Source organism: Anabaena sp. WA102, from assembly GCF_001277295.1.
GTDB lineage: Bacteria > Cyanobacteriota > Cyanobacteriia > Cyanobacteriales > Nostocaceae > Dolichospermum > Dolichospermum heterosporum.
Window position 1 is genome coordinate 1257998 of record NZ_CP011456.1, and the last position, 20922, is coordinate 1278919.

At 37.0% G+C, this 20922-nt stretch carries 22 protein-coding genes and 3 pseudogenes; 14 read left to right on the top strand and 11 right to left on the bottom strand.

Going from position 1 to position 20922, the window contains the following annotated elements:
• The first annotated feature begins 46 nt into the window (after positions 1 to 46).
• The 4 genes from sufC to AA650_RS05280 all read left to right on the top strand — a co-directional run bounded on the left by sufC (position 47) and on the right by AA650_RS05280 (position 4454).
• A complete protein-coding gene (gene sufC, locus AA650_RS05265) occupies positions 47 to 832 on the top strand; it encodes a Fe-S cluster assembly ATPase SufC (protein ID WP_053538252.1) in 786 nt (261 codons plus the stop codon).
• Positions 832 to 2181, top strand: a complete 1350-nt coding sequence (gene sufD / locus AA650_RS05270; RefSeq protein ID WP_053538253.1) for a Fe-S cluster assembly protein SufD — start codon at positions 832 to 834, stop codon at positions 2179 to 2181. The genes sufC and sufD overlap by 1 nt, the downstream gene beginning before the upstream one ends.
• A 185-nt stretch (positions 2182 to 2366) precedes the next feature.
• Positions 2367 to 3632: a cysteine desulfurase gene (locus AA650_RS05275; protein WP_053538254.1), complete on the top strand. Its 1266-nt coding sequence runs from the start codon at positions 2367 to 2369 to the stop codon at positions 3630 to 3632.
• Between the two features lie 357 nt (positions 3633 to 3989).
• Positions 3990 to 4454 carry a GNAT family N-acetyltransferase gene (locus AA650_RS05280; RefSeq protein WP_053538255.1) on the top strand — a complete coding sequence of 155 codons (465 nt, stop codon included), beginning with the start codon at positions 3990 to 3992 and terminating at the stop codon, positions 4452 to 4454.
• Here AA650_RS05280 and AA650_RS05285 read toward each other — a convergent pair.
• Both AA650_RS05285 and AA650_RS05290 read right to left on the bottom strand, forming a co-directional pair.
• Positions 4420 to 5328, bottom strand: a complete 909-nt coding sequence (locus tag AA650_RS05285; protein ID WP_053538256.1) for a sensor histidine kinase — start codon at positions 5326 to 5328, stop codon at positions 4420 to 4422. The two genes, AA650_RS05280 and AA650_RS05285, sit on opposite strands and share 35 nt — an antisense overlap.
• Positions 5318 to 5902, bottom strand: a complete 585-nt coding sequence (locus AA650_RS05290; protein WP_053541195.1) for an L-threonylcarbamoyladenylate synthase — start codon at positions 5900 to 5902, stop codon at positions 5318 to 5320. The genes AA650_RS05285 and AA650_RS05290 overlap by 11 nt, the downstream gene beginning before the upstream one ends.
• An 82-nt stretch (positions 5903 to 5984) precedes the next feature.
• Between AA650_RS05290 and AA650_RS05295 the strand changes: the two genes are divergently transcribed.
• The 5 genes and pseudogenes from AA650_RS05295 to AA650_RS05310 all read left to right on the top strand — a co-directional run bounded on the left by AA650_RS05295 (position 5985) and on the right by AA650_RS05310 (position 7432).
• The gene (locus AA650_RS05295) at positions 5985 to 6302 is read left to right on the top strand and encodes a hypothetical protein (protein ID WP_027401848.1); all 318 of its coding nucleotides are present in this window, start codon (positions 5985 to 5987) and stop codon (positions 6300 to 6302) included.
• A pseudogene (locus AA650_RS29415) lies at positions 6299 to 6442 on the top strand (aspartyl protease); the annotation flags it as partial. The gene AA650_RS05295 and the pseudogene AA650_RS29415, both read left to right, overlap by 4 nt.
• Before the next feature lie 117 nt (positions 6443 to 6559).
• Positions 6560 to 6712, top strand: a pseudogene (locus AA650_RS29420) (aspartyl protease); the annotation flags it as partial.
• A gap of 43 nt (positions 6713 to 6755) precedes the next feature.
• Positions 6756 to 7073: a hypothetical protein gene (locus tag AA650_RS05305; protein WP_039204224.1), complete on the top strand. Its 318-nt coding sequence runs from the start codon at positions 6756 to 6758 to the stop codon at positions 7071 to 7073.
• The gene (locus tag AA650_RS05310) at positions 7070 to 7432 is read left to right on the top strand and encodes an aspartyl protease (RefSeq protein WP_053538257.1); all 363 of its coding nucleotides are present in this window, start codon (positions 7070 to 7072) and stop codon (positions 7430 to 7432) included. The genes AA650_RS05305 and AA650_RS05310 overlap by 4 nt, the downstream gene beginning before the upstream one ends.
• Before the next feature lie 199 nt (positions 7433 to 7631).
• Here the strand turns inward: AA650_RS05310 and AA650_RS05315 are convergent, their stop codons facing one another.
• The 3 genes from AA650_RS05315 to AA650_RS05325 form a co-directional block, all read right to left on the bottom strand.
• Positions 7632 to 8933: a hypothetical protein gene (locus AA650_RS05315; protein WP_053538258.1), complete on the bottom strand. Its 1302-nt coding sequence runs from the start codon at positions 8931 to 8933 to the stop codon at positions 7632 to 7634.
• 18 nt (positions 8934 to 8951) lie between these two features.
• Positions 8952 to 9959, bottom strand: a complete 1008-nt coding sequence (locus AA650_RS05320) for a hypothetical protein (RefSeq protein WP_053538259.1) — start codon at positions 9957 to 9959, stop codon at positions 8952 to 8954.
• A gap of 102 nt (positions 9960 to 10061) precedes the next feature.
• Positions 10062 to 10367, bottom strand: coding sequence for a hypothetical protein (locus tag AA650_RS05325; protein WP_053538260.1), 306 nt, complete (start codon positions 10365 to 10367; stop codon positions 10062 to 10064).
• Between the two features lie 402 nt (positions 10368 to 10769).
• On the opposite strand from AA650_RS05325, the gene AA650_RS05330 reads away from it, so the two are divergent.
• The gene (locus tag AA650_RS05330) at positions 10770 to 11255 is read left to right on the top strand and encodes a hypothetical protein (protein WP_039204234.1); all 486 of its coding nucleotides are present in this window, start codon (positions 10770 to 10772) and stop codon (positions 11253 to 11255) included.
• An 11-nt stretch (positions 11256 to 11266) separates the two neighbouring features.
• Positions 11267 to 11557 carry a hypothetical protein gene (locus tag AA650_RS05335; protein ID WP_053538261.1) on the top strand — a complete coding sequence of 97 codons (291 nt, stop codon included), beginning with the start codon at positions 11267 to 11269 and terminating at the stop codon, positions 11555 to 11557.
• Positions 11558 to 11661: 104 nt separating this feature from the next.
• On the opposite strand, the gene AA650_RS05340 is transcribed toward AA650_RS05335, so the two are convergent.
• The 6 genes and pseudogenes from AA650_RS05340 to cruG form a co-directional block, all read right to left on the bottom strand.
• Positions 11662 to 11877 carry an NAD(P)H-quinone oxidoreductase subunit O gene (locus AA650_RS05340; protein ID WP_027401856.1) on the bottom strand — a complete coding sequence of 72 codons (216 nt, stop codon included), beginning with the start codon at positions 11875 to 11877 and terminating at the stop codon, positions 11662 to 11664.
• A 92-nt stretch (positions 11878 to 11969) separates the two neighbouring features.
• Positions 11970 to 12182: pseudogene (locus AA650_RS05345) on the bottom strand (glycosyltransferase family 2 protein); the annotation flags it as partial.
• Positions 12183 to 12293: 111 nt separating this feature from the next.
• A complete protein-coding gene (locus tag AA650_RS29265) occupies positions 12294 to 12497 on the bottom strand; it encodes a hypothetical protein (protein WP_325064638.1) in 204 nt (67 codons plus the stop codon).
• 3 nt (positions 12498 to 12500) lie between these two features.
• Positions 12501 to 12737: an HNH endonuclease gene (locus AA650_RS29270; protein WP_325064637.1), complete on the bottom strand. Its 237-nt coding sequence runs from the start codon at positions 12735 to 12737 to the stop codon at positions 12501 to 12503.
• Between the two features lie 9 nt (positions 12738 to 12746).
• Positions 12747 to 13004 (bottom strand): hypothetical protein, encoded by a 258-nt coding sequence (locus tag AA650_RS05355; RefSeq protein ID WP_053538263.1) that lies wholly within the window; start codon positions 13002 to 13004, stop codon positions 12747 to 12749.
• Between the two features lie 776 nt (positions 13005 to 13780).
• A complete protein-coding gene (cruG, locus tag AA650_RS05365) occupies positions 13781 to 14950 on the bottom strand; it encodes a 2'-O-glycosyltransferase CruG (protein WP_442853952.1) in 1170 nt (389 codons plus the stop codon).
• A gap of 738 nt (positions 14951 to 15688) precedes the next feature.
• Here cruG and AA650_RS05370 point away from each other — a divergent pair.
• The 3 genes from AA650_RS05370 (at position 15689) to AA650_RS05380 (ending at position 20621) form a co-directional block, all read left to right on the top strand.
• On the top strand, positions 15689 to 16891 hold the full coding sequence (locus tag AA650_RS05370) for an AAA family ATPase (RefSeq protein ID WP_053538266.1): 1203 nt from the start codon (positions 15689 to 15691) through the stop codon (positions 16889 to 16891).
• An 80-nt stretch (positions 16892 to 16971) separates the two neighbouring features.
• Positions 16972 to 18270 (top strand): amino acid permease, encoded by a 1299-nt coding sequence (locus AA650_RS05375; RefSeq protein WP_053538267.1) that lies wholly within the window; start codon positions 16972 to 16974, stop codon positions 18268 to 18270.
• Positions 18271 to 18932: 662 nt separating this feature from the next.
• Positions 18933 to 20621, top strand: a complete 1689-nt coding sequence (locus AA650_RS05380) for an IS1634 family transposase (protein ID WP_081424154.1) — start codon at positions 18933 to 18935, stop codon at positions 20619 to 20621.
• Positions 20622 to 20922: the final 301 nt, after the last annotated feature.

Genomic DNA, 20922 nt, shown 5'->3' on the forward strand with positions numbered 1-20922 from the left:
CGAACCACAGAGGCACAGAGTACGCAGAGAAAGAGAGGAAGAGAAGATGATTGTTGAGAATAGTGATTTGATTTTGTCGGTTAAGGATTTGACGGCTGATGTTGATGGAACTCAGATTTTGAAGGGGTTGAATTTGGAGGTTCGCGCTGGGGAAGTTCACGCGATTATGGGTCCAAATGGTTCTGGGAAGAGTACGTTTTCTAAGGTGTTAGCGGGACATCCAGCTTATACTGTTACTGGTGGTGAGGTGATTTTCCAGGGACAAAATCTTTTGGATATGGAAGCCGCAGACAGGGCTAGGAGTGGTGTGTTTTTAGCTTTTCAATATCCTCTGGAAATTCCTGGTGTGAGTAATTTGGATTTTTTACGGGTGGCTTATAATTCTCGTCGGAAGGCTCAAGGTTTAGAAGAGGTTGACGCTTTCGATTTTGATGATTTGGTTGAGGAAAAGTTGGATGTTGTGAAGATGAATTCTTCTTTTCTGAACCGCAGTGTGAATGAGGGTTTCTCCGGTGGGGAAAAGAAGCGGAATGAAATTCTGCAAATGGCAATTTTAGAACCAAAGTTAGCGATTTTGGATGAAACTGATTCTGGTTTGGATATTGATGCTCTGAAAATTGTCGCTAATGGTGTTAATCAGTTAACTAATGCTGAAAATGCGACGATTATGATTACTCACTATCAGCGTCTTTTAGATTATATTGTCCCTGATTTTGTTCACGTTATGGCGCAGGGACAAATTATTAGAAGTGGTGGTAAGGAGTTGGCTCTTGAGTTGGAATCTCGCGGTTATGATTGGGTTCTAGAAGAAGCTTTGGGAGTGGGTGTGTAATGTCTATTCCAATTAATGTAGAGACGTTTCATGAAACGTCTCTACAACAAAATCTATTAGATAGAGATGCTTTTTTAAGTGGTTTATTAAGTCGGGTAACTACTACAAAACAAGATGGTTGGTTACAGGATTTGCGCGACGGTGCTGTTAATTGGGTGCGTCATTCTGTTATCCCCAATACCCGCGAGGAAGAATGGCGATTTACTGATTTATCACCTCTCAAACAGGTAACATTCAATAATAATGTAGAGACGTTCCATGGAACGTCTCTACAATCCATGATTTTACCTGAAGTTTCTCAGCGGTTAGTTTTTGTAAATGGTGTTTATGCACCTGATTTATCTAATACTGAAGATTTACCTGCTGGTTTGAAAGTTGGTAATTTGGATGTTTTACCTGGTGAAGTTGTTCAGGAATATTTAGCGCAAGCTGAAGGTGCTAAAGAAGTTTTTACGGCTTTAAATACTGCGGCTCTAAATGATGTCGCGGTGGTATGGGTTGCTAAAAATGTGGTTGTGGAAACTCCTATTCATTTACTTTTTGTTTCTGTTTCTGGTGAGTCTCCAACTATTTCCCAACCTCGTGTTTTAGTGGTAGCTGAAAGTAATTCTCAGGTGGGTTTGATTGAGGAATATACGAACCACAGAGACACGGAGAACACAGAGAAGGAAGTCTATTTTACTAATGGGGTAACGGAAATCTGGGTAAATGAAAATGCTCAGGTGAGTCATAATAGGGTTGTGCGGGAAGGTGCAGCGGCTTTTCATGTTGGGAAAACTGCTGTTACTCAGGCGCGATATAGTCGTTATAATTGTAATGCGGTGACGGTTGGGGGGAAAATCTCTCGTCACAATTTGGAGATTTTGCAAACTGGTGAACAAACGGAAACGACGCTGAATGGTTTGACTGTGATTGCTGATAATCAATTGGCTGATACTCACAGTGCTTTGTCTTTAAATCATCCACATGGTGTGAGCAAACAGTTACATAAGTGCATCATAGGCGATCGCGCTCATGGTGTCTTCAATGGTAAAATATTTGTTCCTAAACTGGCGCAATTAACTAACGCATCTCAATTAAATCGCAATTTGCTATTATCATCTAAGTCCAGAATTGACACCAAACCTCAATTGGAAATCACTGCTGATAATGTTAAATGCGCTCATGGTGCTACTGTCAGTCAGTTGGAAGATGATCAAATATTCTACCTGCAAAGTCGCGGCATTGATGAAAATAATGCTCGCAAATTATTAGTTAATGGTTTCGCAATGGAAATTATTAACTTTATCCCTGTTCCTTCTTTGCGTGAGAGTTTGTTGAAAACTGTTACAAGTCTCACCAATAAATGATAAAACTTCGGGAACTCACCCCTAAAAAAGGTGAGTAAACCCCGCACCTACTAACACAAAAAGCTCTAAAACTTTCTTTCTCTGTGTCCTCTGTGCCTCTGTGGTTCGTTCTTCTTAAATTCTGCAATACTCCTAAATTCTAGTTATTATTCTGAACATCTAAACTCCTGAACTTCTTCTTCAACATGACCATCACTTCTACCAAATCTCTGGCTGATAAAGTTCGTTCTGACTTCCCCATTTTACATCAGGAAGTCCACGGTAAACCCCTGGTTTATCTCGATAATGCAGCTACTTCTCAAAAGCCTTTGTTCGTGTTAAATGCTTGGCGTGATTATTATGAACAATATAATTCTAATGTTCATCGTGGCGCACATTTTCTCAGCGGAAAAGCTACTGATGCTTATGAGGGTGCGCGTGATAAAATCGCTAAATTCATTAATGCCAAATCACGCCAAGAAATTGTGTACACCCGCAATGCAACTGAAGCCATTAACCTAGTCGCTTACAGTTGGGGAATGAACAATTTACAGCCAGGAGATGAAATAATTCTCTCGGTTATGGAACACCATAGTAATATTGTTCCTTGGCAATTTGTGGCTCAAAAAACAGGCGCGGTTTTGAAGTTTGTCGAATTAACACCGGCAGAAACTTTTGATTTGGAACAGTTTAAAAACTTGATTTCTGACAAAACAAAACTAGTGTCTATCGTGCATATTTCTAATACTTTGGGTTGCATAAATCCAGTTAAAGAAATAGCCGAAATTGCTCACAAATATGGTGCGAAATTCTTACTTGATGCTTGTCAAAGTGTCCCCCATACTCCCATTGATGTTCAATCACTTGACTGTGATTGGTTGGTGGCTTCTGGACATAAAATGTGCGCTCCCACTGGCATTGGTTTCTTATATGGTAAGCTGGAATTACTAGAAGCAATGCCGCCATTTTTCGGTGGTGGTGAGATGATTGCAGAGGTATTTTTAGACCATTCCACCTATGCAGAATTACCCCATAAATTTGAAGCGGGTACTCCGGCTATTGGGGAAGCGATCGCCCTTGGTGCAGCGATAGATTATCTTACTAATATTGGTATGGATAAAATCCATGCTTATGAAGCGGAATTAACTGCTTATTTGTTCGCGCAATTAGCACAAATACCCCAAATTAGAATCTACGGACCAAAACCCAATGCTGAAGGGGAAGGGAGAGCCGCATTAGCAGCTTTTACGGCAGAAGGTGTTCACGCTAATGATTTAGCAACATTGTTAGATCAAGAAGGTGTAGCAATTCGTTCTGGACATCATTGCACGCAACCATTACACCGTTACTTGAGTTTATCAGGAACTGCACGAGCAAGTTTATCTTTTTACAATACTCGTGAAGAAATTGATGTTTTCATCAAAGCATTGAAGGAGACTTTGGACTTTTTTGCTGGTGTGTTTGGCGATTGACACTCTCACTGTCTTTAGCCACTGAGATTCTTAGTTCAACGAGTCCACTTAACTTAAACCCCTTGCGGTATTTAAACCAGAGGTGGTTCTCTCCCCAAGCGTTAACTTTCCCTCAGCGGACAAGGTAGTTGCATCATCTCGTTCCCAGTCAGAGACTGGGAACGAGATGTGGTAGGGATTTGAGCTTAATTTGACACATATTAGCTTTTGCTTTACCCCTACCCGTAGAATCTTAGCAGTATTGTATTGAATCCTGACCTTAATTAAAATGTTGCATATACATATACAAAGTTAGTAATTTCTAGGAAAATATGCCATAACAGAAGCGAAGATACTCCGATCATTAGGTGTCTATAGATGAAATATTCTCAGATTCAATTTAGCCAAAGCCTTGCGGATATTGATCTTTTCCAACTCCAAGAACTGTTTAATCTGGCTGCTTTTTGGGCAAAAGGACGTAGTATTAAGGATTGGGGTATAGCTCTTGCTAACAGTGAACCTGTTATTTCTATCTGGGATAGGGAATTATTAATTGGTTTTGCTAGAGCCACCTCTGATGGCATCTATCGCGCTACAATTTGGGATGTTGTCATTCATCCAGATTATCAAGGTAACGGTTTGGGTAGCAAGTTGGTGGAAACGGTTTTAAGTCATCCCCGAATGCAGAAGGTAGAGCGTGTATACTTAATGACAACGCATCAACGGGAATTTTATGAAAAGATTGGTTTTCGAGTCAATAATACCACGACAATGGTTTTAAATAATCAATCTAATTTTGATGCTTTTGTCAGTGAGGAGATTTGTTTGCAAGAGTCCCTGTAGGTATGGATATTTGCAGTCTAGTTAACTGCGATGTTTCTTCCTGGTTGGTGGGAAAAGGCAAAATTTCTAATTTTCCTCCCATCAATTCTACCAAACGTTGATTGAGTGAAAGTTTCATTCCTGGTGACAAATCTATATTTTCTTGAGTTGTTTGAAGTTCTGATTTCATCAAATGCAGAGATTCATTTGTGATTACGGTATCAGTGGGTACGTCTAACCAAATATTGGCAAAATTACCTGGAGATTGTAAATTGCCAGAAAGATATATATTCCCTTCTTCCATGTTAGCAATTGTTGTATTTATCAAATTGATTAATACTTGTTTGAGCCAATGGTAATCTGTCAAAATCTGAATTTCTGGATCTGAGGGTGATAAAATAAAAGGATAATTGCGGTTAACGGCTAATAAATAAGTTAGTTCATAAACTTCCTGGAGAAATTCACTTAATTGAAAAGCCTGAATATCTAATTTATTTCTACCAGATTCAATTTTGGAAACATTGAGAATTTCATCAATTATTTTTAATAATTTCAGAGATTTTTCGTAAGCTTGTCCGATAAATTCTCGCTCTTCTTGGGGATTTTCACACAAATCTGCCAAAATCAGTTGATGTAAACCCATCATACTCCCTAGAGGCGATCGCAATTCATGACCAATCCTGGCTAAAAACCCCCCTTGAAATTGGCTCATTTCCCGCGCCTGATAGTAGGCTAATTGGGTTTGCTCTAATTCTGCCAAAAGTGGGTTTTCTGGCTGTTGTGGAGCATTTTCCACCGTAACAGATGCCGATTTGCTAGACTGAAGGAATAATTTACAAAAACCTATTCCTAATCCTATTCCTGCGCCTAAATATAGCCAGTTACTAAAATTCATAATTATCCAATTTAATACTACCTTGTCGTAAAATCTGCCAATTGTTCCCTGTCCATTTAGCAACGGTGGAAGGTATTCCCAAACCTTGGTATTCTGTTGATTCTAATGTTAAAACCTCTGGAAATTGAGCTTCTATAGCTGCTTTGGTTTCTAAAGCTGGTTGTCCTGATAAATTAGCGCTAGTTGTCGCCATTGGACCAGTTTGCGCCAAAATAATTTGAGCAACTGGATGATTTGGAACTCTAATCCCAATAGTAGTCGGTTCAAGAGGATTCATGACAGTGGGAATTTTGTCACTAGCTGGTAAAACTAAAGTTAAAGCACCTGGCCAATATTGATTAACAATTTTTTGCCAGATTTGATATTCTCTTTGGCTACCTTGAACATAATCCCATAAATCTTCAGCTTTGGCAGCCATTAAAATTAAAGGTTTATCAAAACTGCGTTGTTTCGCAGCATAAATTAATTCTGCTTGTACTGGTATGGTGGCTAATGCAGGGACGGTATCTGTAGGGAAACTGATGAGTTTTCCCGCTTTTGCAGCTTCTATCAGGACTGATAATGAAAGGTTCATAAAGATGGTTTTTCTGCTGGTGTTTTGAGTTAAGGATAATTTTTTTGATATTATTATCATAGTAGAAATGGGGTTTAAAAACATGACTCAACTAACACCAAAACAACCAGCAAGAAGAGGAAGAATTTTCCCTGAATTGACTTTATCACCGGAAGAATTGGCTAAACGTAAAGCAGAAGATGAACAATTTTATCAACGTTGTTGGGCAATTTTTCAAAGATTACTGCCTGAATTGATGAAAGAACATTATAACTCGTATATTGCTGTAGAACCAGATAGCGGTGATTATTTCATTGATCAGGATATGGAAGTCGCTAGTAAAAAATCACGGGAGAAACATCCTAATGTGATACATTTTCTATTTCGCATCAATGAAACAGGGGTAACAGGAAGAATATGATACAGGGTTATTTTGGTGATGAGGGGCAGCTTTTCTTTGAAATTGAATTAATTACTGCTGAAGGCTTAAATCTGCCTGTAGATGCTTTATTTGATACTGGATTCACAGGCTTTATGGCTATTAATAAACAAGATTTAAGTAGGTGAACACAATAAAACCAAACTGTGTAAAGAAACGTAAAATCGCCCAAACCCTCTTCACTCTTGCCTCTTGCCTTTTGCCTTGCCATAACGACAATTTTCAACGCCAACCTACTTATCTATTCAGGTAAAGTGATTTTGGATAATCAAGAGGATGAAATTCCTGTTTATGCTGGAGATGAATTAACGGAAATTTTATTGGGTTCAGCGTGGTTGGAGTTTTTGCCTTTGGTGGTGAATTTTCAAGCTGATATTTTGACTTTAGGATGATTTTTTTGATATTATTATCATAGTAGAAATGGGGTTTAAAAACATGACTCAACTAACACCAAAACAACCAGCAAGAAGAGGAAGGATTTTCCCGGAACTGACTTTATCACCGGAAGAATTGGCTAGACGTAAAGCTGAAAATGAGGCAGAGTATCAACGTTATCGAACAATTTTTGAGCGTGTACGTCCTGAGTTGATCAAAGAACATTATGGTTGGTATATTGCTATTGAGTTAAATAGTGGTGATTATTTAATTGATCAAGATAAAGAAATTGCACATCAAAAAGCCCGTGATAAATACCCAAATGCTGATCATTGCGTTTTTTGTTTGAATGAATCTGGAGCAACTGGGAGAATATGATAGAGGGTAAATTTGGTGAAAAAAAGCAGCTATTTTTTGAAATTGAGTTGGTTGCTAATGATGGTTTAAGTTTGCCTGTGGATGCTTTATTTGATAGTGGTTTCACAGGCTTTATGGCTATTAATACACAAGATTTAGATGGACTTAATTGGGATTATGTAGATAAAGAAATTCTGCGAACTGCTCAGGGTGAAATCACGTTTGAAAGATATTTGGGTAAGGTGATATTGGATAACCAAGAGTATGAAATTCCTGTTTATGCTGGAGATGAATTAACGGAGATTTTATTGGGTTCAGAGTGGTTGGAGTTTTTGCCTTTGGTGGTGAATTTTCAAGCTGGTATTTTGACTTTGGGATGAATGATTTTGGGGAAATAAACCACGAAGCAACGAAGAGCGCGAAGGGAAGAAAGAAAAGAAGAGAGAAAAGAGTTGTTTTTAATTTATTGGTAAGTCGCGCAAATAGTAAAATTTATCGTTTTTCCGATCACTTGATTTAATTCTTCCTAAATAACCTGTAAGTTGAAAATTTAAGTCTCAGATATGACAACAAAATTTCTTAAATATTAATATTTTTAATTTCATCCCAAGCATCATTAATTTTATCACGATTACGAACTATCTTTTCGGGTGTTGTATCTCTTGTAACTGCTTGCAAAATAGTCAGACTTTCCTTAGCAAAAAATAACCATTGAGGCAAATTAATAGCTAAAGGATTACCAGCGTATGTAAAAATTTTTAGCGCATTGCCACTAGCTGATATTGCATGAGCTAAAAACAACATTTTATGAAGTTTTAGATTAGATTTAATTTGATACAGTTCTCTATTTGCAATAGAAGTATGCAAAGAGTATTGAAGTTGTTCTGCGCTATCCAAACATGAAAGATAGTGATAACCTCTGACAATTATTTCTATAACAGTTACAGGAACTGACATTGTGATAAAGTGTCTCAGATCATAACCATTTAAATACATCCATCTAGATATATCTGCTATGGTTTTTGTATCCGATCCATAAAAACCAAATTGCATAAGTTGGAGAAATGCCCATCCAGGAATAGGAACTCCCATTTTAGTAGACATATCAGATATAATATGACCCAACCAAATCAAAGGAGCGAAAGCTTTATCTTCCAATGACATATCAAATGTTTTCAAAATATGAAGATTACCATTGATGTCAAAAGCAGTCATATTGCCATTGATAATGTCTAGCGTTCCAAATATCAGACCAAATAGCGGATCATGGCCAAGACTTAATAACCTATGAGTTTTGGGATTAAATCCTTTAATATTCTGATTAATACTTTGGTCATAAGAAACTTTACAAGTATCTTCACACCACTTTAAAAATGGATTTAATTCTCCTTCTTCATCAATACCTAAAGTTTTTAACCATTTTGTAAAATTACTTCCTTCTTGTTTATATTTTCCTAGATAGTTGATATCTTTGGGAATTTTGACCACTAAAAAATCAAGAATATTAGCAACTAAACCTGATATACCAACTATTGCATAATCTAAGTTAGATAATGGAGGCAAAAATTCTGGGTTTCTGAAAACCTCTTCTTTGACCCTATCATCAATAATCAGAAAGTTGTTATTTAAGAAAATTTCATCTTCCCAAATTAGTTGCCTTTGTGATTTAGATGGTTGTAAATTAGTATCTAAGATATGTCTGATAATATCTTCTGAAACTCCAATATCTTTAGCTAGATTAATTACATCATTTTGTAATTGTGTCAATTTTTCTGTTTCCTGTTTCTGAGTCTGATTAATTGTGGCAAAAGAGGAATGAATATCTCTAATTCTTTGAGACATTTCCAAAAACTCATTATCCCAATTCAATATGCTAGACATACAAAATTTCCCATTTATTTACAGTAAGTCTTGGTTTCTATGTAATGCGTTTTTTAAATACTCAATTGCTTTTTCCAAATTTTCTATTTTTTGCTTGTTTTGTTCCTTATTCAGAATTAAATCATCTCTTTCATCTTCAAGAGAGCGAATAGCTTGCCTTTGCTCCTTAATAATTTCTTGAGCCAAACGAATATCTTTTTGAATGAGGACAATTTCTTTCATTACAACTTCTAACTTAGCTGCTTGCGTTAAAGCAGCATCTGGAGACTGAGCAAACAAAGCACCAACACCAACACCCGCACCAGCGCCAAGAATAGCACCACCACCAACAATGACTGCAAAACCACCCGCCATTCCCAAACCACCTGCTGCTATTGCACCTCCTCCAAGAGCAGCTAAAACAGCTGATACTGCTGCTGCACCAGATAAACCAGGTGCTAGTATAGGTGCTAATAAACCTGCGATTACTGGTGTGAAAAATGCTGCTGTTATGGCTAAAGCAACTGCACCTAAGACACCTACTAACCAGGGATTTAAACCACCTTTAATTCCTTGAATTGCCTCGTTATAGTTCGACTTAAAGCGTCTAACAACATCTGAATCTAAATCTAGGCTTCTGGCAAAAACTTGTAATTTATTGATCAGTTTGTATTCGTCAGATATTTTTATATTTTTATATTTGTCATCATTTGTGTTACCAAGGTTATAATATGGCTTAAAAATAACTACCTCTAAGAACATTATATGTAGAGTTAATTTATTTCCCGCATCTGTCTTAATCGCTGTAACTAATTGTTTGAGTAATTCAAAATCTGTGATCAAATTAGAGGAAGAATTACTATGATTTTCTTGATTAATTTGTCCTTGTAAAAAAAGTTCAGTTGATTCTTTCCACTGAGATAACCATTGCCGTTTCAGAGCTTTCGTTTCAAAATTGTTCTCATATTCAACGTCTGCTAATACCAGATGGTATTGATAGCTAAACATGATTCTTGTTTGTTCCAGAGTTAAACCAAATTCTTTCATTGTCTTTTCCCCTAAAGTTGTACTACTGAATCTTAATTACAACAAATTTTAATTTTATTAAGCACATTTGCTTAAATTTGTTTATTTAATTTGGAAGTTTTATTACATTGAGACTAATTTATACAAATTGTCCTCACTACGCAAACCCGCACCTAACACATCTAACCCTATTGGTGACGTGAGAGTATAACTGGTTGAAGATCCTTTTTTGGAGAGTGCGATCGCTCCTTCTTGTTCTAATTCTTGTAAAATTTCTGGATAACCTGGGATATTCTTGTTCTTTAATTTCATTTTGTCATTCAATTTACCCCTAGCCACTTTCTGCTGACTTCCTCCTAAGTCCCACAACGCAAGCAGCAAGCGAGTTTTAGCGTACAAAACCTGTAAATTTTTGGCTTGGGTGTTCATATTCAGTATCCTACTTAACTAAAAAATATTATAAGTATTTTATTTGTTACTTGGACAAAATTCAAATAATATTAACTATTTTGATGTAAATAAGACAAATATCAATATTTATGACTTATGCTGCAAATACCCTGAACAGGTAAGGGTAAAGCATGAGCTAAACCCCTACATTTATACTCAGGATTGGGATATTTTTTGAGTAAGAAGTCTCTAATTGCATATTTCCTCAGAGGTAAGAAATTAGAGTCGCTTATATCAGCAGCAAGATGGAAGACCGACAAAAATAGTTCATGATTACATACAAATACTATACCCATCCTTTTCTAGGTACGAAAAAACAAAAGCTCAAATCTGCCTTTGTGTCTGTACGGAGATTAAAGAGTTGTAAATAATAGGAACAAAATGAAGACTATATATAAAGAGCGTAAACTCGGTTTACGCGTGCAAGCAATACTGATGTCTACATTACTCTCAGTTCTTTTATTAACAGGCTGTGGCGGTGGTTCTCGAAACGCATCAGTACCACCACCTGTTGATGATACAGCAGGTAGAAACATGAGCGATCGCTCTTTAGTAAATCAACCCGAAGCCAAAAAAGGATTATCCACAGGTCAGAAAGTGGCACTTTTAGGGGGAGCAGCCGCTCTTTACTATCTCTACAACAAACAAAAAAACGCTCAAGGAACAGGAGCAAAAGGCAAATATTATCTCTCCAAAAATGGGCGCGTATATTACCGTGATGAGCAAAACCGCGCTCACTGGGTAACTCCTCCCCCAGATGGTATTCGTGTTCCCGAATCAGAAGCGCAAAAGTATAGTGAATTCCAAGGCTATAACGGACGCACCACAGGTCGGGATCTCACTCAACTACCAGAAGCAACACAATAAGGAGACAGATCATGGTTAACGACTTTTTGCAAAAGGCGAAAGATTTTTTAGTAGGGTTAGGCGATAAACGAGATCAAGAAGAAATCCGTCCACCTCGTGATGATCTAAACGAAGCAAATTTTGGTGATGTTCGTCCCGCTAGTGAAGACCCCTATGGCGACCCCGCCAACCAAGGCAACTTTGGTAATGTTCGTCCCGCCAGTGAAGACCCATACGGCGACCCCGCCGACCAAGGCAACTTTGGCAATGTTCGTCCCGCCAGTGAAGATCCCTATGGCGACCCCGCCGACGAGGAAAATTAACTATCTGGTGAAAATTAAATCTGCGTTTTCCAGAACCCTTGTAGAGACGTTCCATGGAACGTCTCTACTTTTTTGGAGATATCTATTTCTATCAGACATCTAAATTAGGCAAACTCTTCCAACTGTGACAACTTTAACCAAATATTGGGCGTTGGTACTTGTCCAAACTTGACCAAAGCATAATCACCCTTGATATCCACAATTTCCCCTTGGGTTTCAAACAAGTAACTAGGTAAACGGGAATCACTAGCCTGTGCTTCTAGACTATTTTCTAGCTTTTCCCGAATAGCCCGCACCATATTTCCTTTTTTAATCGCCATAAGTTCCCCTCGTTCCAAAATAAACGCTTTTACTGAAAATTTTAGCTTGTACCCAGACACAAGGGGAATTTTTCTATTAATCACTTTGTTTTTTAGCCGACATCATCCCCATATTTCCGCCCGCGCCATTGCTTAGGAGTGTGAAATGCAGATAAAAAGATGCGTAGCCCCGCTAAAGGGTCAGCCAAAAGAGAAAGCCAGAATAACCAACCACCAGTGGCATCTTTCCGATCATAGGAGGGAGCGATCGCTAATAATAAGGCAAAGCGAATTACCACCAAAAATATATTCAATCCTAACAACAAATCCGCAATATCCTCATAAATCCTCCTTAGACAATCCAGAATTAGTGATCCAGCGACTCATTTTACCATCTGCATAATTATCGCATTTCCCATAATTTGGAAGACATTGCATTAAGCATTCATTCTTTTAATTGCTGAGAGAGAAGGATATTTTTTATTATCAATAAGTAATTGACGTTCTAATAAACGAGGTTGATCATTAAATCCTAAAATTCTAGCCGTCACTTGTCCTATATTTGTGAGAGATTCAATAGTAGAATTATTCAGTTTAAAATGTTCCCCCCAATTATCCCAACGAGGATGATAAAAACGCACAAATTATTTTTTATCTAAAATAATTGAACCGATATCACTTCCTTTAAAACGATTACAATAGACACAACAATAAGCCAGATTATCTATATTTGATGAGCCACCATGTTTGATACTAATAATATGATCAATGGCACAGCCTAAAATGGTATCATGTTCAGAAATCAGGCAATATTCACATAAATTATCCGCTCTTTCTGTAACTAAACGGCGAAGTTCTAGATTTAAATAAGGACGCTCCATAATTTAATTTTAAGCCTTCTCGTTAATAAAATCATAAGCCCTAGCTTTTGCTAGTCTTAATAAATGTTCTAGAATCAAATAATGATCTAATTCTGATTTCTCCTCTGGAGAAATTCCATCAGTTTTTTCCCGAAAAATTAAATCAGATACTCTTTCTTTTACTGTTTCCGATACTTGAAATTTAACTAAACTTTGAGATGTTATGCCAGCAGCGAGAAAGTTAATTATCTCTTCATACGCTGGATTAATGGTGATTGATGTTTTCATGATGATTATCTCCTTTATTAAGGATATTTAAAATCCATAGAGCAAATAAATGTAGAGAATTTACAGATACACTAATTATAAGGAAGAACGCCGAAAACCCTTGAAAATGTGGGTGACTCAGGAAGCCACATTTGGGCTTTAGACAAGGGATGAAGGCTAGTACCGCAAGGCGGAAGTCAAAAGTCAAAAGTCAAAAGTCAAAATGAAGACAGTATAGGCTTTTGGAGGATTTAGAATGGTTGGTTTATTTACGCCGTTTTGTACTAGAGGCAGGATAAATCCTGCATTGATTTTAATCCATATTCGTGATACAACTATATTGTCACTAAAGACATAAAAAGCTACCGAGGGACTCTCGGAAAGTTACGCTTGTCAGATATGATTTCGCCCGCCAGGGCCAACGAAATCAGGGCAAGAACCCAAATATTTAAGGCAGTGCCTGAAACTGGGATAACTGAGGGATATAGACTGAAACTCTCTATAGAATCTCCGCGTCTTTAGACCGGAGAGTGTCAAAATAGCCTGTGTTCTTTAAGGGAACACCAAAAAATAAATTACCCAATTTTGTGGGATGGGCATCCTGCCCGTCCTTGATGATTAGCGGGCAAGACTTGTACTGAGCTTGTCGAAGTATGCCCGCACCACAAGAAATTTTTGGGTATTTTTTTAATTGGAAGTCCCTAAGAACCAAGATATTTTCTCATGATTAAGATCGCTCTCCCCACAAGACAAACTGGAATAAAGAGCGATACCCTCAGTCAGCGCCCTAAATAGCCTTAATCCCCATATTTCCGCCCGCGCCATTGCTTAGGAGTGTGAAATGCAGATAAAAAGATGCGTAGCACCGCTAAAGGGTCAGCCAACGGAGAAAGCCAGAATAACCAACCACCAGTGGCATCTTTCCGATCATAGGAGGGAGCGATCGCTAATAATAAAGCAAAGCGAATCACCACCAAAAATATATTCAATCCTAACAACAGCAGCGCCGGCAGTGAAAGCACCAAAGAAGGCAGCGACAAATAACCCAGTAAAATCAAAATAGGTAAACCCTGCACCGCCGACAACACCCATAAATCCCCCCAAATCTGAGCGGGAGAAGCAGCATCCTTCAAATCAAGGCTGCGCCCCCATTCGTTCCAAGTTTCCCACGCCCCCTCATACATCCTCACCCTTAGCACCTTAGCCCCATCCAAAAAGCCCACCTTAAAGCCCTTCGCGGCAATATTCCGCGCCAAAGTCACATCATCACAAAAAGAACCCTTCGCGCTGCTGTAACCATCCACAGCCTTTAACACAGACCGACGACACAAAAAACACTGACCATTAGCCATCACCCGTTCCGGTTGTTCAGTATAAATCCCCGTCGGATCAAATCTATACAACAACGTCATTAACAAAGCCGGTTGTAACCAACATTCCCCCGGATACTTGAGAATAAACTGCGGTGATAAAGATACCAAATCATAACCTTTAGCGATCGCAGTTTGCACCAAACTCGCCACCAAACCAGCATCAGGTTGGATATCTGCATCCATACCCAAAAACCACTCACTCCCCTCAGAACTGAACAAAAAACCATTATGCAACGCCCAAGGACGACCCACCCACCCAGAAGGTAAAGGATCATCCGTCATCACCCGAAAGCGTGGGTCAGTCGCTGCTGCCGCTTTTACCAAATCGGGAGTACCATCTTGAGAGCGACTATCAACCACAATAACTTCCCGAACCTCATAACTTTGGCGAGTTAAACCAGCCAAAAGCGGACCAATCCGCAACGCCTCATTTAACGTCGGTACAACCACGCTCACACTGCCTAAAATTTCCGGTGTTGGCTGTTGTGGTGTTAAAGCTGGATCACGTCTAGGACCTTTCAGCAACCGGGAAAGCAAAATCGCCGTTGCCGGTACTTGGACAAGTAGCAATAGCAGTGGAATAATATTTAGCAATTTCAACCCTGACTTTTTGTATAAACTAGCTACTTTAAATCTTCTCGCAATTTAGGCAAATTGACCTAAATTATCCAGCGATATGCAATAGGCATTAGGTTTCTGGAGATTATCGGTTTCATCTAATACTTTTCCAACAACCTCTAAGGACAGGCTACGCCATCAGCATTAAGCAGCAAAACCTTTTGGTGTAATGCTATAGTATGTTACTTGACACTCTCCGGTCTAAAGACGTGGAGATTCTATAGAGAGTTTCAGTCTATATCCCTCAGTTATCCCAGTTTCAGGATTGGTTCCTTGAATATTTGGGTTCTTGCCCTGATTTCGTTTGCCCTGGCGGGCGAAATCATATCTGACAAGCGTAACTTTCCGAGAGTCCCCCGGTAGCTTTTTATGTCTTTAGTGACAGTTTGATTGTATCACGAATATGGATTAAAATTTGAAATAATTTCAAATTTTCAAATTAACGTCATTGCAGGATAAAGGAAAGCAACTAGTACAAAACGGCGTAAATAAACCAACCATTCTAAATCCTCCAAAAGCCTATGCTGTCTTCATTTTGACTTTTGACTTTTGACTTTTGACTTCCGCCTTGCGGTACTAGCCTTCATCCCTTGTCTGAAGCCCAGATGCGTTCGACTTAGGAGAACGCATCTTCAAGGGTTTTCGGCATCTACTTTATAAGTGTGATTAAAAAGTTGTGCATCATTGCCTGTTTCAACAGAGAATAATTTGACTATGGATTTTGACTATTTCCGAACCAACGAAAGTAATAACACCAATAAGAACTTTCAACACTTGTTATCTAGTGGTTGGCGACCATTTCACAGAGATTTTGATTGGGAATACTTCGGTAAAATTCTATTCCATGACACTCAAGAATTAACCCAAAAAAGTATTAATTTAGCCAGTTATTATGCTGATGCTTTAGCGAGAAAAGAATATGCTTGGTGGGCAAATATTTTAAATTTAGCTTCAGATTACACCCGTGGTGAATTCCAAAAATATTGGAATTATATTACACCAGATATGCTCACCCCAGAACAGCGCCATAAAGACTTTTTAACCACAGAAACACCCCTAGTCCAATTTGTCAGTCGCAACAGTATTCCTATTGATTACGTCCTGAATCTTCTCCAAGAAATAACCGTTTTACGAGTTTTGAAACTATTAGAACGTCCTGATGTTATCACTCAATATTACTCAGAACGAGACTTTTATTTCCCCGTTGAAAAATTTGTAAACTGGGAAAGACTAGATGTGGTTAATACAGTTTATGCCTACTGGTCAGAACATGATATTTGGTTACAAATTGAAGCTTATGAAAGAGGCAGAAGAAATTATACTTTAATGGCTAAAAATATCAAGCCATTAATTAATAAAGCCACCTATGATCTAGCAGTCATGCTGAGTGGATATCAAAGTCGTGTTGGGAAAGTTCATAGTCAGTATTCATTACCGACATTTCCCCAAGATATTCAAGATTTTACTGACATAGTTCAACAAACAATTTTAGATCAAAATCAATTAGCCGTTGTAGTACATGGCGCACCAGGTACAGGGAAAACAGCATGGACACAAAGTGTTGCTAAAGAAATTCTTGTCCCTTTAGGATATGTAATTTTCATTTTAGATCATGATGCCATCACTAACTTTGTGCCGCCAACATATTTAGAAAAGATTTGTATTATCATCAACGAAGCTGATAATTTAGCTCAAGATCGAGCTTCAGAAGTAGCACAATATAACAACAAAACCGAGCATATTTTAGCCTTATTAGATGGGACATTATACCAAAGCATAATTGACGAATCTGGTATTCAAATGCAACAGAAATTAGTCATACTAATGACTTGTAATACCACGGAAAGATTAGATCCAGCCATGTTACGTAAAGGTAGAGTAGACTTAATATGTGAGTTTACCAAAAAATTTGTTTAATTAACCACAAGACAATATCCCCGACTTCTTCAAGAAGTCGGGGATATAAATAATCTCAATAACACTAATTACCTGCACTTATGAATAAAAAAGAACAAACAGTAACGCGATTATTTTCCCATCTAAAATTTGATAATCATAAATTTCAACATCAACCCGGTAGTGTTTTAGGAAATACAGCTTTAATTGTCGGAACTACCATTGGGGCGGGGATTATTGGATTACCTGCTGTAACTTTACCATCGGGGATTATACCATCCACAATCCTACTTATTACTGTATGGCTGTATACTTTAACCTCCGGTTTATTAATTGCAGAATTGACTTTAAATGTGATGAGATTTGAGGGTATTTCTCATATAGGTTTATTAGCAATCATAGAAAAGATTCTCGGTAAACCAGGAGCGAGAATTGCCGGAATTGCCTATGTATTTAACCACTATGCCCTGTTAGTGGCATATATGACTGAAGGTGGCAAAATTTTAACAACCACAGTTGATAAAGTTTGGGAATTAGAGCATATTTCACCTCAGTGGGTAGGAACAGTCAGTTTTTTTCTCGTATTTGGTAGCCTAATGTATTGGGGTAAAGATAGATTGATAGAAAGAATAAATGGTATATTTATTATTATTTTATTAATTACTTTTTTGGGTTTATTAATATTAGGAGGAATGCAATTTCAAAACTCTCAACTTCTAGTACAAAATTGGCAATCTATTGGTAATGCTATTGCTATTATATATGTAGCAATGTTCTTTCACAGTATTATTCCACTGGTTGTAACTCAATTAGAAGGAGACATTAATAAAATTCGCCAATCTATGATTATTGGTTCATTAATTCCCTTATTCATGTTTTTAGCTTGGAATGCTGTTATTTTAGGCTGTATGACTCCAGATATTTTATCCCATAATTTCGCAAATGAGAGCGTATTTGATCCACTGCAAATTCTGCGAACTGGTCAATTAGGAGAATGGTTTGCTGTCTTATTATCAATTTTTTCTGAATTTGCAATTGTGACATCATTTATAGGTATTACCTATGGTTTAGCAGACTTTTTTCAAGATATTTCCATCATTACCAAAAGCGAAATTTCTCGTTTACCTCTTTATTCCTTAGTGTTGCTTCCACCTCTGAGTTTAGGAACATTTAATCCTAATATCTTTTTTCATGCTTTAGAATACACGGGAGCATTTAGTGTTTCCATTCTCGGAGGAATTATGCCAGCATTAATGAGTTGGAAACAAAGTCAAACACCAGAATTTGCTAATGGTAACTATCAAACCCTAGTTCCTGGGGGAAAAATAACATTAATATTTATTATGGTCGGGGCATTATTTTTAATATGTAGACAAATTTTGGTAATATATCAATTCTAAAAATGAATAATTTTCGGTTAATGAAAATTAGCAAATTTCTGAGTAAGCTGATAAAAAGTGAATAAAACCTCTCTTATCGGATAATGACAAGAGAGGATTTGGAGCTAAAGTCCGGTAGGGTAATCGGGCTATTTAATATTTAATATTTATTCGGGTTTAATCCAGTCCCCCCTAAGACATATAAATTGATGATTATCATCTACAATTGGTATCATTTACGAATTTGCATAAAAAAATCCCTTGTTTGTATAGTGCAAACAAAGGGATATACTGTTAAAGTTCGTCAGGTGATCGGAATGTTTAATTATTTAATATTTATTGGGTACGTCTTGATTCCTCCATTGGGTAGATAAAAATTTGTGATATGAAGATATTGTTGTATATTTTTAGACTATTAACATAAATACATTTATTCATATATCATATTCATGAAGAAATCATGAATTTATCGGCGTTGCTGAATTGAGGTATGAAACCCACATTCCGCACCCTAAACTTTCACAGATCAAAAAAGCCAGCCAAGTAGTACATAATAACTAAAGACAACTCAAAGATTAAGATACTTAATGAGAAGAAGTAGCATTAGAAAGGGCATGGTGTGAGAAAGTGAAACTTGGTAACAAAAGAAAAAAATGAATTGATAACCAAATAAGAAATAATTGATGACAACAGAAATATTAGAGGCAACTGTTGTGAAATTAAAACCGCAAGAAATAGAAATTCAGAACATAGACCATCTAGGGATAGTAGCAGGAATAATAGATTCAATAGGAATAGTAGAAATAATAAATGAATTAATAGGAATCGAAAAAGACGAAAAAGTAAATGCAGGTCAAGTAGTAAAAGCCATGATCATAAACGGGTTAGGATTTGTATCCAAACCGTTATATATGTTTCCCAAATATTTTGAAACAATCGCCTGTGAACATCTAATAGGAGCAGGAGTAAAACCAGAATATCTCAACGACGATAAACTGGGGAGAGTCATGGATAAACTATTTATAAAAGGATTGGATACAATATTTTTTATCATCGCAGTAAAAGCAGCCAAAAAATTTGGAGTATCACTATCAACATCACACCTAGACTCATCATCAATGCACGTGCATGGGCAGTATAACACTAGCTTACCAGAAGTAATATTTGAGAATCAAAAAGTAGGAGATAACCAAGAATTAGAGGAATTAGCAGTAAAATCACCAAAAGAAATTACAATTACCTACGGTTATTCCCGTGACCACAGACCAGACTTAAAACAGTTCATTATAGAAATGATATGTTCAGGGGATGGAGACATCCCAATATTTTTAAAACTAGCATCAGGAAACCAAACAGATTCATCATGCTTTGGTCAAATAGCAGTAGAATATCAAAAACAATTAGAAGTTAATAGTCTCATTGTTGCTGACTCAGCATTATATACAGAATCAAACCTAAAAATGATGTCAGATTTACAGTGGTTATGTCGAGTACCATTAACCATAAAAGCAGCAAAATCATTAATATCAACAATACCAGAATCAGAATTTATTGATAGTACAATACCAGGATATAAATTAGCATCAAAAACCGAAAATTATGCCGAAATAGAACAAAGATGGCTAGTGGTACAAAGTCAAGAGAGAAGAGAATCAGACCTGCGTAAACTCACCCAAAAAATTATCAAAGCAGAATCAAAAGCTGTGCAAGATTTGAAAAAATTATCACAAGAAGAATTTGCTTGTGAAGCAGATGCTATCAAAGCATTATCAAAATTATCAAAACAATTCAAATATCACCAAATTAACGTAAGTATTGTTACTCAAATCAAATCTAAGACAAAAGATTCTCCACAAGAAATATGTTACCAAATATCAGCTACAGTCTCCCAGGATGAAAGTAAAATTAATACAGAATTGCTGAGTGCGGGACGTTTTATTATTGCGACGAATGTTTTAGATTCAAAAGAACTTAGCGATGATTCCATGCTCAGTGAATATAAAGCCCAGCAGTCATGTGAAAGAGGGTTTGGTTTTCTTAAAGACCCATTATTTTTTGCAGACAGTATTTTCCTCAAAAGTCCTGAAAGAATAGAGTCTTTGGGAATGATTATGGGTTTATGTCTATTGGTTTATACTTTGGCTCAACGACAAATTAGAAATGCTCTGAAAGAGTCTAAATCAACAATTAAAAATCAATTAGGTAAAGCAACTAACCGCCCTACTTTACGCTGGATTTTTCAATGCTTTCAATGTATTCATTTGGTGACAATCAATCAGGAAGAATATATTTCTAATTGGAATCAGGACAGAGATTTTATCTTGCGTCTTTTACCAGATGATTGTTTACGTTACTATCAATTAGTCACCTAATTATTATCTCTATCAATTTAATTTTTCTGAGTGAAGATGAGCTAATCTCTTTGATTTATAGCTCCATTTTACTATGTCTATAATTTCATTTTTATCCTGTAAATATTAGTCTATTTTATGATTTTTCCCTTGAATATCTTCTTTTATTTATATGTTGACCTCTCCAGGTGGTGTTCATTCTTATTGCTCCTTATTGAGAATGGGTTTTGATGCCATTTTTGGTGATTTACTGTTTCTCAAATGCCTTTTTTCACTGTATATGTCTGTTTTTATGCTAACTTTGATTTTTCATCTCCGTAAT